Source organism: Synergistaceae bacterium (assembly GCA_017450125.1).
GTDB lineage: Bacteria > Synergistota > Synergistia > Synergistales > Aminobacteriaceae > JAFUXM01.
Genome location: JAFSWZ010000010.1, coordinates 35,643 through 48,103, shown reverse-complemented (window position 1 = coordinate 48,103; position 12,461 = coordinate 35,643). Strand labels below are relative to the sequence as shown.

Below are 12,461 nucleotides of genomic sequence, written 5' to 3'. Positions count from 1 at the left end.
CGTCAGAGGTGAGCACGTTTTGGATTTAACAAGTCTGATAGGATTTCTCGCGACATGGATTCTGGTTGTAGCGTCGATGGCTTCTGGCGGAAACATCGGGGCATACTTCGACGTTCCCTCATTGATGATAACAATCGGCGGAGCAATCGGAGCAACAGTCATCTCCAACCCGGGCGACCGTCTTAAAGCTATAGGCGGCTGTATGAAGAATGTCTTTACGTTCAAAGAGCCTGACCTTGTGGGGATGGTTCAGATGATAGTCAGCTTTGCGGAGAAGGCACGGCGTGAAGGCCTGCTCTCTCTTGAAGCTGATGTGGCGGAGGTCGACAGCGATTTCATGCGCAAGGCAATACAGCTCGTTGTTGACGGAACAGACCCGGAACTTGTGAGGGCAATCCTTGATACGGAGATAGGAGTCTTTGAGGACAGGCACAGTGCGAACAAAGCCGTGTTCGACAACCTTACGGAGTTTGCGCCGTCGTTCGGAATGATAGGAACTCTGATCGGACTAATTGCAATGCTCGGAAACCTTCAGGACGTTAATGCTCTTGGTCCCGGAATGGCGGTCGCACTTATCACGACAATGTACGGCTCAATGATGGCTAACATGTTCGGTTCTCCTATCAGCAAGAAGCTGGCGGCACGTTCGGCGCAGGAAGTCAAGTCGATGGAACTGATGGTAGAGGGTATCCTTGCGATTCAGGCCGGAGAGAACCCGCGAATCGTTGAAGAGAAGCTGAAGGTTTATCTGCCTCCTGCAATGCGCGAAGCCTTCAACCAGGAGGAGGCTTAACGTATGGCGCGCCAGAAGAAGCCCGAAGAACCGGGACTTTCCGCACCGTTCTACATGGGCACATACGGGGACATGGTTACGCTTATACTGTGCTTCTTCATCCTGCTGTTCGCTATGTCCTCGATAGACGCGCAGAAGTTCCAGAAGGCATTGTTGTCATTGAGGGGATCTCTGGGAGTGCTGAAGGGCGGGGTAACCACAGAAGAATCTGCTGACCCGAACAAGAGCGGAGAGATGGGCACGAGTCCCGGTGCGAGTGAGCGCGTAGAGCTGGACACGCGGCATGTTGCGTACACTCTGAACAGTTACTTGAGGTCGGAGAATCTCACGCGTGATATTCAGGTGTCGATAAACCAGCGCGGAGTGGCTGTGTCGATAAGCGACCAGTTCCTGTTCCAGCCCGGCCGCGCTGACCTCCGGCCTGAGGGGATGCGAGCACTCTACAAGATCTCTGAGCTCGTGAGGGATTACGTGCCGTTTGCGTCTGTCGAGGGGCACACTGATGCGGGAGTGCTGAACGGAGGAATTTACCGCGACAACTGGGGGCTGAGCTCGATGCGGGCGGCGGCGGTTGCGTCGTACATGGAGAGTGCGGGGAGGTTTGACCCGACGAAGCTGCAGGCTGTAGGGTTCAGCTCAGCACAGCCGATTGTGCCCAACGACACGACACAGCACAGGGCACTGAACCGGCGCGTGGAGATAGTGTTCTTGTCGCAGTACCCGAAACGTTAAGGAGGAGAGAGAGGATGAAATTCACAGCATGTTACACGAAGCTGGAGGAAGGCTTCGGATATATGGGACAGCTTCTGGAGTGGCCGAACGTTATTACATCGGGCAAGGATATTGACGACTGCGAAGAGATGCTGAAGGATGCTGCTCATGAAATGGCTCTCGCTTACTACGAGGACGGCGAAGAAATCCCGCAGGAAGAACTTATTGTTAAGCCTATAGATATACCGCTCGACAGGGAAGCAGGAATACCGCAGATCTTTTAGGAGGACAGACATACATAAATGAAGCGCATACTGATTTTCGCAATAGTAGGACTCGTAATGTTCGGAGCAGGTTTCGGAGGAGGCCTGATACTTGGCCGCACAATGGCTCCCAAAGACACCGAAAACGAGATCGGTGCGGGGCGCGTAATCCAGAATCCCGGCCCTATCGTCTCAATCGGACAGTTCACCAGCAACTTGGCCGGAGCAGGACGGCACGTTCTCGACTGCACACTGTCCCTCGAGCTCGTCGAGAAGGAAGGAGCTTCCGCGCTCGTGCAGACACCAGGCTGGATGAACAGAATCCGCAGCGAAATATTCATGCTCATCAAGGACAGAGTTTACGACGACCTGACCAGCGCAGAAGGAGCATTGCAGTTCGCGGGGGACATCAAGCGTTCGCTGAACAGAATGCTTCCTGACGTGGGCGGCGAAGCTCCGATAGTCAACGTACTCTTTGAGAGCATGATACTGCAATAGGTGAGAGATGCCGGACGTACTATCACAAGATGCCATCGACGCACTCATGAAGTCGATCTCCAGCGGCACAAGCATCGACGAGATTGCCGCTAAGGCCGACGAGTACGACAAGCTCAAGGTCTACGACTTCAAGCGTCCCGACAAGTTCAGCAAGGATCAGCTCCGCGCAATACAGATGATTCACGAGTCCTTCGCGCGCCAGATGACCACCGTTCTGTCCACGCTGATACGCTCCATCGTGTCCGCTGAAGTCGCTTCCGTCGAACAGCTCGCCTATGAAGAGTTCGTGAACTACATGGTTCAGCCGACAGTCATCGGAATGATTGAGATGCACCCGTTTGAAGGAAGTATGCTCATCGAGATCAACCCCGCATTAGTCTTCACGATAATAGACAGAATGCTGGGCGGCAGAGGAACTTTCACCGGCAATGTCCGCGAACTCACCGACATCGAGAAGACAGTCATCGAGAGGGTGATAATGCGCATCCTTGAGCTCCTCGAGGACAGCTGGAGCACGGTTGTTGACGTTCGCTTCAGGTTCGAATCGATGGAGAGCAATCCGTTCTTTGTGCAGATATGTTCGCCGAGTGATATGGTTCTCGTCGTCATAATGAAGCTGAGAGTTTCTGACGTTGAAGGAATGGTGAGCTTGTGCTTCCCGTATTTCCTGATGGAGCCGATAATGGACAGGCTGTCGTCCCAGCAGTGGTTTGCGTCAACGAGCCACAAGGCCGACGATGAGGTCAGAAACTGGCTGAACAATTCCGTTATGCAGGTGAAGATGCCGATGGCTATGGAGCTCGGACACACGGTGCTGTCGCTCGCGGACGTTTATGCTCTCCAGCCCGGCGATGTTATACGCCTCGACGAACGCAAGGACGCGCAGATAGATGTACGTGTGGGCAACCAGATACGCTTCAAGGCACGTCCCGGAACGCTCAACGGCAACAACGCAGTAGAGATCACGCAGGTACTGTCGCAAGAGATGCCTGTCATAATACCAGAGAAAGGAGACCAATAACCACATGCCTGATGACTTATTGAGTCCCGACGAAATCAACGCCCTGCTGTCCGGCGGAGGCGAAGGGCTCGGAGATATGGACGATATTTCTGACGCAGACTCCGAACAGCTCGCCAAAGTTGCCGACGTTTTCGCCAACTCCGAGAACAGCGTCATCAACATGCTTGCCGGAAAAAACGTAACCACCAGCATTAGCGCGCCGGAAATCATGACGCAGACGGACTTCACGGCCAAGTTTAAGGAACTTCCCTTCATCTTCTCGAGCACGTTCGGTGGCTTCGACGACAAACCGTTATCGCTCGTTGTTGAGCCTAACGGTGCACTGACCCTCGCAGATCTCATGATGGGAGGAGGAGGCTCTCCGCTCCCAGAACCCAGCGATCTGCACTGGAACGCCGCGCAGGAAGGCTTGAGCCAGGTAGTCGGAAGTGCTTTCACCAGCTTAAGCGGACTTCTCGGAAACCGCAAGCTGATGCCCGAGAACAGCATTGCCGCACTCGCAGAAGATGACTGGCTAGCCATAGCCGTCGAACCCGCAGACTCCAAGCTCTGGATCAGCCCCGTAAACGTAAGCATTGACGGCCTTGCTCCGTTCAACATATGGACGTGCCTCGCACTCAATGACGCGCTCGACATCTCTAACGTTATGCGCGGAGGAGGCAGACCGCCAGAGCCTCAGCAAGCCAGCAGCCCGATGGGAGGAGGAGGAATCATGGGAGGACGGCAGAACACAGGCCCGGCAGTTGACGTAAGACCGGCGGCATTCCAGCCCTTAGGCGGCGGAAGTACGGGAGGTGTCCCGAGCCCGATAGACCTAATCGCGGATATTCCCGTGAGGGTTACGGTGGAGCTCGGCAAGGCGCGCAAAAGCGTATCAGAGATTCTCGCACTAACCGCCGGAGCAGTCGTCGAACTCGACAAAATGGCCGGTGAACCAGTTGATATTCTCGTCAACGGAAAGCTAATCGCACACGGTGAAGTTGTCGTGATAGACGAGAATTTCGGCGTGAGAATAACGGACATTATACCTGGAGGAGCAGCACGGGCGGCATCGTAAAAATCAAGCTGTTTCGTGTTATAATGCAGATAAAATTTCCAGACAACAAGTCAATCACATTATGGAGGAGTTTCCAGAATGGGCAAAAAGGTTTTAATCGTCGATGACGCGGCGTTTATGCGCATGATGCTAAAGGATATTCTGACCAAGAACGACTTTGAGGTTGTTGCTGAGGCCGAGAACGGCAAGGCAGGAGTAGCCGCCTTCCAGAAGTACAAGCCTGACATCATCACAATGGACATCACCATGCCGGAGATGAACGGAATCGATGCCGTCAAAGCCATCAAAGCAATAGACCCCAGTGTCAAGGTCGTCATGGTCTCGGCAATGGGTCAGCAGCCAATGGTCATCGAGGCAATCCAGGCCGGAGCAAATGACTTCATCGTCAAGCCCTTCCAGCCCGAGAGAGTTATTGAAGCCATCACAAAGGTGCTGTCATAAATCATAGAGAGCGTAAGTCTTGCGGCTTATGTGCTCAAAGCCGTAACAGCGTTGATAGTTATGTCTGCTTGTGCGTATGTTCTGGTGAGGTACGCAAAGAAGCACAATCCCCAGCTTAACGGCACAAGAGGCACGGAAATATTATCGTCCCTGCGCTTGACCGGCAGGGATGTGTTTTTTGTGGTGAGGTGCGGCCCGGAAGTGATAGCCTTCACTGTCGGAGCGTCAGGCACGTGCGTTGTGGGCAGGTGGAGTTATGATGACTGGCTTGATGCGAAAGATAACAGCTAGCCTCGTCCTGCTCTTTCTCTTGGCCGGAGTGTCGTACGGTGCTGTTCAGGTCAACCCTCCGCGAAGCCCGGAAATCTCCAGCACAATAACTCTCCCGGCACTGCGTCTCGGCGTAACTCAGGCGGACTCTCCGCGCGATGTCGCACTGACCCTGCAGATTCTCGCGCTTATGACCGTGCTGAGCCTCGTACCCGCAATCCTGCTCATGGTTACGAGCTTCACGAGAATAATTATCGTGCTGGGGTTCGTTCAGCGTGCAATAGGCCTCCAGCAGTCCCCGCCGCAGCAGGTAATCGCCGGGCTGTCGCTGTTCCTGACGATGTTCACGATGTATCCGACGTGGTCGCAGGTCTACAACGACGGCCTTGAACCGTACTTGTCCGGCAACATCACGGCACAGCAGGCGTGGGACAACTCGATTCAGCCCGTGCGCGAGTTCATGTTCAGGTACACGAGGCAGGAAGAACTCTCCCTCATAATCTCGATGTCAGAGTCTCCGCGCCCAGCAAATCAGTCGGAAGTCAGCACGCGCGTGCTTATCCCTGCATTCATGCTCAGCGAGCTAAAGACGGCGTTTCAGATGGGAGTAGTGATCTACATTCCGTTTCTGGTTGTGGACATGGTCGTGTCGAGTGTACTGCTGGCTATGGGCATGATGATGCTTCCGCCAATGATGATTTCCCTGCCGTTCAAGATTCTGCTGTTCGTGATGGCAGACGGCTGGAATCTCGTGGTGATGAGCGTCCTAAAGAGCTTCACCAACGTACCATAACAAGGAGTGTGCGATAAATGCCCGTAACTAACTTAAGCCTGTTCGACGTTCTCAGCGGTGCAATCTGGACGATGATTTCCGTAACCCTCCCGATATTATTGACGGCAATGATTGTCGGCCTACTCATCGGAATACTCCAGACCGCGACATCAATTCAGGAGCAGACGTTAATCTTCATCCCGAAGATTCTTGCGGTGTTCGGGTGCATCGTAATGCTGTCCCCGTGGATAGGGACGAGAATGCTCGTTATGACCCGCGAGATTCTCGGGCAGCTCGAGAGATTCATACAGTGAGAGGGATTGAGCTACCCTCACAGCTTTTAGCCGTCTACCTTCTGCTTCACCTGAGGTATATCGGACTCGTTTTCTCCTCTCCTGTCTTCACGTCAACAATGCCGCCGACACCGTACAGGTACATGTTTGTTGTGATGCTGTCGGTGTGCTCTGTCGGTATCATCAAGACGGAAGAAATCCCAATGATATATTTCGACGAGGTAATCTTCTTGGCCGCCGTGTGCCTCCGTGAACTGCTTGTGGGTGTTGCGCTGGGCTTCATCTCTGCACTGCCGCTGTACGCGCTCTATGTTGCCGGAGAACAGACAGGAACAACTATAGGCTTCTCGATGGCTCAGGTGATGGACCCGACAACGCAGAGCCAGTCAACGCTTATCGGACAGCTTCATTTCTTCGTTGCTATGTGGCTGTACTTCCGCTGGAACGGACATCTCCTGATGATTCAGGCAGTAATCGAGAGCCTGAAGCTCGTTCCGCCGGGACAGATTTCGCTTTTCCCTTCGGGTGATATGCAGCTGGGTTCGTGGCTTCAGAGCATGTTCACGCTCGGCATCAGAATGGTCGTTCCGTTCTATTGCGCGGTTGTGCTCTCGGACGTGGGGCTGGGCTTCCTTGCGCGTACAGTCCCGCAGATGAATATCTTTGTCGTCGGACTGCCCATAAAGGTAATGCTGGGGTTCATGGTTTTGGCGGCTGTTCTGCCTCTGGCGATGGACTTGGTGTATAACCAGTTCGAGCACTGGATAGAGTTTGCGCTCAGCGTGATTCGTGCATGGAGGGCTGTACCGTGAGCTTCAACCTGCAGTTCTTCGGCGAGGAACGAACGGAGGAAGCTACCCCGCACAAGCGCGAGAAAGTCCGCGAAGAAGGCCGTGTGTGCGTCAGCAAAGACCTTAACGCCGCAGTAGCGATAATCATTGCACTGTTGGGCTTAGCGATGCTCGGAGCTATGACGTGGCGGACATTGACGGGGCTGATACAGTTCATGTTCCGCGCAGTAGGAGACAGGACGATACTGCAAGACGGCTGGTTCGCGTTCGTCTCGTGGGAAGCCATAAAGAGATACTTTGCCGCGTGGCTTCCGTTAGGCGGGCTCGTGGTGCTGTTCTCGACTTCTACGGTTATTGCGCAGGTAGGCTTCGCGATGACGGGCGAACCCTTCGGCCCTCACTTCGACCGCCTTAACCCCTTCACCGGCATGAAGAAGATTATCTCTATGCGTTCGTGCGTCGAACTTATCAAGGGGCTGCTGAAGGCCTCAATCTTCGCGGTGATGATCTACAACGCGATACGCAGCTACCTTCCCGTCTCCTCGAAGGCTATGCAGATGCCCCTTCCTGTCGGAGCACGGCAGTTCTGGGACATGCTCTGGACGCTGGCAATGAGGCTCGCACTGATGCTGCTGGTTATGGCGTTTGCTGATTACGCGTACCAGAAATGGGACTTCGAGAACTCAATCAAGATGAGCAAGAAGGAAGTCAAGGACGAGTACAAGCAGATGGAGGGAGACCCGCAGGTCAAGCAGAAGATTCGCCAGAAACAGCGCGAGATGGCCAAGCAGAGGATGATGCAGGATGTTCCGAAGGCCGACGTTGTCATCACGAACCCGACGCACATTGCTGTAGCTCTGCAGTACGACAGGGAAGTGATGGGAGCACCGGTAGTTATCGCGAAGGGAGGGGACTACACAGCCCGGCGCATCAGGGAGATTGCGGAGCTGAATCTTATTCCTGTTGTCGAGAACAAACCGCTTGCGTGGGCTCTGTATGAGCACGTGGAGATTGGCGAGGAGATTCCAGAAGACCTGTACAAGGGAGTTGCGGAGGTGCTGGCGTTCGTGTACAAGCTGAAAGCATCATGAGCACGACGCTAACCACCTCTCTGCTGAGATCTGTAGTAGGCTCGTACCTTCTTATAGTATTCGGGTATACCTGCTTCTCTGTAGGAGAGCTTTACTTTTGCCCACATACCTTTTACGAAGCTGACAACAAAATATCTCGGCCTGACGATGTACTTCCTCAGCCATCGGAGATAGTACAAGACTCTTGTCCTGACGTTCAGCTTTTGGGTGCCTTCCCTTACCAGCCCGTCTTCAAGACGCATTCCTTTATCCTTACAGTATCTCATAAATTCCGGTGTCAGCCTCATGATGAACGGTCCTGCTCCGAAACTGACCGGCAGAGGTGAGACATACGCATCAACGTAATAGATTTCGCTGGCATGAGACGCTTGATTCACGAGAGGCTGAAAGAAATTCATAGCGTACGTCTTGTTGATGATAGTAACTTTGGGGCTGCCCGCTACAAGCAGGAGGTTGTGTGCAAGCGTACCATTCACCATCGCAATTTCTGAAGCGGAATTGAGTGCCTGTATTTGCTCCCTCACTGTCATGCGTTCCATGTAGACCGGAACATATCCGTTGTCCGTGAATACTTTCTCGATGTAACTTTCTCCGTCTTCTTTGTGATCCGGCAGGCGGCTTCTGGAACAGTAGATTTTCTTCTCGCTGGTGATTCTTGCGCCGGAGTTCTCAATTATGCGGTCAAAAAGCTCCCGCCATTCCCTAGTGAAATATTTTCCCGGAAATACCGATAATTCAGGAACTATGACCTCCCTGAACCTAGTAACCTTATCTACCCTGACGAATCTATCACGGGATATTCCTGCAAGTTCCATCAGTTCTAGGATGTTCCCCAGCCCTGAACGCAGCTTATCCTCATGAACCACATAAGTGTTGTAGGTGTATGCCACCTTCGTGTCTTTATCGACCGACATGTACCAGACTCTGCCTAGAACGTCGATGAGCGTGTGTCCCCAGTGAAAATTCAGCGCGCAGTTCATGTAGATGACTCTCTCATCGCTGTGAACTACTTCATCCTCACTGAAATCGTAGCTGCCTCTGACCCTAAACACATCTCCTGGCAGCAAAACGGCGGGCTGGCACGATATGTCGACATAATTCCCATCGCTGTCAAGGACTCCGCCGAGAACATCGACATTGGGAGGATAACTCGTTTTTCTGGGAGGGAGGATGATACCGTTCTGCACGTGCTGGCAAGTCAGCGGCTTGTCGGAAAAGTAATTTCTGCTGGAAATATTAACAACGTCTTTGCGGGATAAATCCTGCAGATAATCAGGTCTTAAGAGACAACAATAGTCTGTGAGCTGTGAGCTGTGAGCTGTGAGCTGTGAGCATTATGCACAAAAACAGTCATGATGTCAATACCACCTTTCCATGTAATGCACGTTATTGTATCACGGCAAAAGCAAAACCTGCGCAGAAACATCGTTAGACTTCCGCGCAGATCTGTAAGTTTACGCCATAACGCTCAAGTCTCCGGCGGTCATCAGCAGGTCGTTGCACTTTGCCAAGAGCGCAAGCCTGTTGTTCCTCACAGCTTCGTCCTTGTCCATGACCATAACTCCGTCAAAGAATCTGCTGATTACCGGCGACAGCTCAGCGAGCATCTTCGTGAGGCCTTCCCAGTCATAGACCTTCACTGCCTCGCGCACAGCCGCATCAAGCCTCAGAACTTCGCCGTAAAGGTCTTTCTCCGCATCAACAGTCATCAGTGCTTCGTCAGGTTCTCCTGCGGGAACGTCCTTCGCGTTCTTGCTGAGGATGTTCTTGACCCTCACAGCAGAGTTCGCCAGCGCGCTGAACCACTCCTCGCCCTTAACGCCGTTCAGCGTCTCCAGAAGGCGCAGTGCCTGATACGGAACTCTTCCTGCGGCATTAACGCCCAGCGTCGCAAGTTCGTGGGAGTAACCGCGTTCCTTGAGCTGAATCAGAAGCCTTTGGGTCATGAACTCCAGAATCTTGGCCTTCACCTCGTCGCTGACCTCGTTAATCCTGCAGGCCTCGCTGACTGTGTCCTCAACGTCGAAGTTGTAGCGGCGCGCAAAAAGTATCTCGTTGATGCAACGGGCCGCCCTTCTCAGTGCGTAGGGATCCTGTGAGCCCGTAGGTTCGAGGCCGACTTTGTGGCACGCAGTGATTATGTGTATGCGCTCTGCGATGCCCAGAATCGCCCCCACGTCGTCAGAAGGTGTCTTGTCCCCAGCAAACGCAGGAAGGTACTGCTCGTGAAGCGCAAGAGCCACGCGCGGGTCTTCGTCCGAACACTTTGCGTATTCCCTGCCCATAACTCCCTGAAGCTCCGGGAACTCGAACACCATTGACGTTACGAGGTCAGCCTTCGAGAGGTACGCCGCCCTGTCGACCAGCGAGGCTATGTCCGTCTCGCCGTAAGTCATGCACAGCCACAGCGCGAGCTTCCTCGTCAGCATAACCTTATCATAGATGCTGCCCAGCTTCTCCTGATACGTTACGGACTTCAAGCGTTCCACGAATGACGCGAGAGGCACTTTCCTATCCTCCGTCCAGAAGAACGCCGCGTCCTCAAGCCTTGCCCGCAGAACACGTTCATTCCCCTCGCGGATAACGTTCATGTTCGCCACAAGGTTATTGCTCACGCCGATGAAGTACGGTGCAAGACGGCCGTTCTTGTCCTTGCTCCTGACTGCAAGATACTTCTGGTTCTTCTTCATTGACGTTGTCAGGACTTCTTCAGGAATCTCGAGGTATTTCTTGTCGAAGCTCCCGATGAACGGCACGGGGTATTCCACGAGGTACAGGTTCTCCTCGAGGATGCTTTCATCCAGTTCAACCTCAAAGTTGCCGTCAAAGTCCTTCTGCAGGTTAGCGATTGAGGTCTTCATCTTCTGGAGGCGTTTCTCCTGGTCAAGAATCACGTTGTTGTCGTAGAGGATATCAAGGTACTCGGAGGCACTCGAAATCTCTACCGCCCTTCTGCCCATGAAGCGGTGTCCTGACGTTGTCCTTCCGCTCGCGACCGTCCCGAACGTGAAGGGTATCACCTTGTCGTCAGCTAGTGCTACGATCCACCTCACCGGCCGCGCGAACCTCACGCCGGAATTGTCCCAGTACATGCTCTTCGGGAAAGTCAGGCCGTTCACCAGCCCAGCGAGAATGCCGGGCAGAACTTCCATTGCGGGCTTGCTCTCCTGACGGATTACGGCCAGAAGGTACTTCACTCCCTTAATCTCCGTCTCCGTCAAATCCTTAACATCAACACCCTTGCTCTTCGCGAAACCTATTGCGGCCTTCGTCGGGACTCCGTTCTGGTCGTAGGCATTCGCCAGCGCAGGCCCCTTGAACTCCTCTACCTGCTCGGTCTGTTCGTCGCTGACGTTTGAGATGAGGACGGCGAGCCTTCGGGGTGTCGCATAGGTCTTTACGTCGCGGAAAGTCAGGCGGCTGGATACTAGCGAGGCTTCCGCGCGGTCTTTCAGGGTCTTCAAGGCATCAGGGATGAAGCGGGAAGGTATCTCCTCTGTGCCGATCTCTAACAGTACGTTCTTTATGGGCATGATGATTTACCTCCTGTCCGCGTCAAAATAATTCCCTGTCGTCGTGTCGAATTTTGCCGACAGCGGGAACTTCATTGCTTCTCTCTGCGCACGGTAGGCCGCCGCGCATCTGCACGCCAATGCTCTCACGCGCGAAATGTAGCCTGTGCGTTCGGTTACGCTTATTGCGTTGCGGGCATCGAGGAGGTTGAACGTGTGCGAGCTCTTCAGCACGTAGTCGTACGCCGGAAGAACGCGCCCCTTGTCGAGGATTCGTCCTGCCTCTGCCTCGTACATCGCGAAAAGCTGGAACAGCATATCAGTGTCCGCGTCCTCAAAGTTGTAGAACGAGTGCTCGACTTCACCCTGAAGGTGAACATCTCCGTACGTAACGTTCCCTGCCCACTCGAGGTTGTAGACGCTGTCGACTTTCTGGACGTACATTGCGATTCGTTCGAGGCCGTAGGTTATCTCGGCGGGTACGCTCTCCATGTCTATGCCGCCCAGCTGCTGGAAGTACGTGAACTGCGTAATCTCCATCCCGTCAAGCCAGACCTCCCAGCCCAAGCCCCACGCTCCCGTCGAAGGGTTCTCCCAGTCGTCCTCGACAAAGCGAATATCATGCTCCATCGGGTCAATCCCCAGAGATGCGAGGCTCTCAATGTACAGCTCCTGAATGTTCGCGGGCGCGGGCTTGATGATTACCTGATACTGATAATAATGCTGAAGCCTGTTCGGGTTCTTGCCGTAACGTCCGTCCGATGGCCTGCGCGAGGGCTCAACGTAAGCAACCCTCCACGGCTCAGGGCCGAGAACACGGAGAGCTGTTGCGGGGTTCATTGTTCCTGCTCCGACTTCGATGTCGTAGGGCTGCTGTATCACGCAGTCATGACGTGCCCAGAAGTTCTGAAGCCTGAAGTATATTTCCTGAAAGTTCAAGGTGTTGTG

15 protein-coding genes are annotated in these 12,461 nt (G+C 53.8%); 12 read left to right on the top strand and 3 right to left on the bottom strand.

The features are described from left to right. Positions 1-76 precede the first annotated feature (76 nt). From IJT02_01070 to flhB, 12 genes are all read left to right on the top strand, one after another. Positions 77-793: a motility protein A gene (locus IJT02_01070; GenBank protein MBQ7543514.1), complete on the top strand. Its 717-nt coding sequence runs from the start codon at positions 77-79 to the stop codon at positions 791-793. A gap of 3 nt (positions 794-796) precedes the next feature. Beyond that, positions 797-1,525 carry a flagellar motor protein MotB gene (locus tag IJT02_01065; protein ID MBQ7543513.1) on the top strand — a complete coding sequence of 243 codons (729 nt, stop codon included), beginning with the start codon at positions 797-799 and terminating at the stop codon, positions 1,523-1,525. 14 nt (positions 1,526-1,539) lie between these two features. Further along, positions 1,540-1,788: a type II toxin-antitoxin system HicB family antitoxin gene (locus IJT02_01060; protein ID MBQ7543512.1), complete on the top strand. Its 249-nt coding sequence runs from the start codon at positions 1,540-1,542 to the stop codon at positions 1,786-1,788. Positions 1,789-1,806: 18 nt separating this feature from the next. Next, positions 1,807-2,265, top strand: coding sequence for a flagellar basal body-associated FliL family protein (locus IJT02_01055; protein MBQ7543511.1), 459 nt, complete (start codon positions 1,807-1,809; stop codon positions 2,263-2,265). Between the two features lie 7 nt (positions 2,266-2,272). Continuing rightward, the gene (fliM, locus tag IJT02_01050) at positions 2,273-3,286 is read left to right on the top strand and encodes a flagellar motor switch protein FliM (GenBank protein ID MBQ7543510.1); all 1,014 of its coding nucleotides are present in this window, start codon (positions 2,273-2,275) and stop codon (positions 3,284-3,286) included. Between the two features lie 4 nt (positions 3,287-3,290). Next, a complete protein-coding gene (gene fliN, locus IJT02_01045; protein MBQ7543509.1) occupies positions 3,291-4,343 on the top strand; it encodes a flagellar motor switch protein FliN in 1,053 nt (350 codons plus the stop codon). A 78-nt stretch (positions 4,344-4,421) separates the two neighbouring features. Continuing rightward, the gene (locus tag IJT02_01040) at positions 4,422-4,784 is read left to right on the top strand and encodes a response regulator (protein ID MBQ7543508.1); all 363 of its coding nucleotides are present in this window, start codon (positions 4,422-4,424) and stop codon (positions 4,782-4,784) included. A 30-nt stretch (positions 4,785-4,814) separates the two neighbouring features. Next, on the top strand, positions 4,815-5,075 hold the full coding sequence (locus IJT02_01035) for a hypothetical protein (GenBank protein ID MBQ7543507.1): 261 nt from the start codon (positions 4,815-4,817) through the stop codon (positions 5,073-5,075). Then, positions 5,056-5,847, top strand: a complete 792-nt coding sequence (gene fliP, locus IJT02_01030; protein MBQ7543506.1) for a flagellar type III secretion system pore protein FliP — start codon at positions 5,056-5,058, stop codon at positions 5,845-5,847. Before IJT02_01035 ends, fliP begins: the two co-directional genes overlap by 20 nt. A 17-nt stretch (positions 5,848-5,864) precedes the next feature. Further along, on the top strand, positions 5,865-6,140 hold the full coding sequence (locus tag IJT02_01025; protein ID MBQ7543505.1) for a flagellar biosynthetic protein FliQ: 276 nt from the start codon (positions 5,865-5,867) through the stop codon (positions 6,138-6,140). Next, positions 6,137-6,931: a flagellar biosynthetic protein FliR gene (locus IJT02_01020; GenBank protein MBQ7543504.1), complete on the top strand. Its 795-nt coding sequence runs from the start codon at positions 6,137-6,139 to the stop codon at positions 6,929-6,931. Before IJT02_01025 ends, IJT02_01020 begins: the two co-directional genes overlap by 4 nt. Continuing rightward, positions 6,913-8,001, top strand: a complete 1,089-nt coding sequence (gene flhB, locus IJT02_01015) for a flagellar biosynthesis protein FlhB (GenBank protein ID MBQ7543503.1) — start codon at positions 6,913-6,915, stop codon at positions 7,999-8,001. Before IJT02_01020 ends, flhB begins: the two co-directional genes overlap by 19 nt. Positions 8,002-8,009: 8 nt before the next feature. Here flhB and IJT02_01010 read toward each other — a convergent pair whose 3' ends face one another. The 3 genes from IJT02_01010 to glyQ all read right to left on the bottom strand — a co-directional run bounded on the left by IJT02_01010 (position 8,010) and on the right by glyQ (position 12,452). Beyond that, a complete protein-coding gene (locus IJT02_01010) occupies positions 8,010-9,188 on the bottom strand; it encodes a glycosyltransferase family 61 protein (GenBank protein MBQ7543502.1) in 1,179 nt (392 codons plus the stop codon). A 267-nt stretch (positions 9,189-9,455) separates the two neighbouring features. After that, positions 9,456-11,534: a glycine--tRNA ligase subunit beta gene (locus IJT02_01005; protein ID MBQ7543501.1), complete on the bottom strand. Its 2,079-nt coding sequence runs from the start codon at positions 11,532-11,534 to the stop codon at positions 9,456-9,458. A gap of 6 nt (positions 11,535-11,540) precedes the next feature. After that, entirely contained in the window at positions 11,541-12,452 is a 912-nt protein-coding gene (glyQ, locus tag IJT02_01000) for a glycine--tRNA ligase subunit alpha (protein MBQ7543500.1), read from the bottom strand. Between the last annotated feature and the right edge of the window lie 9 nt (positions 12,453-12,461).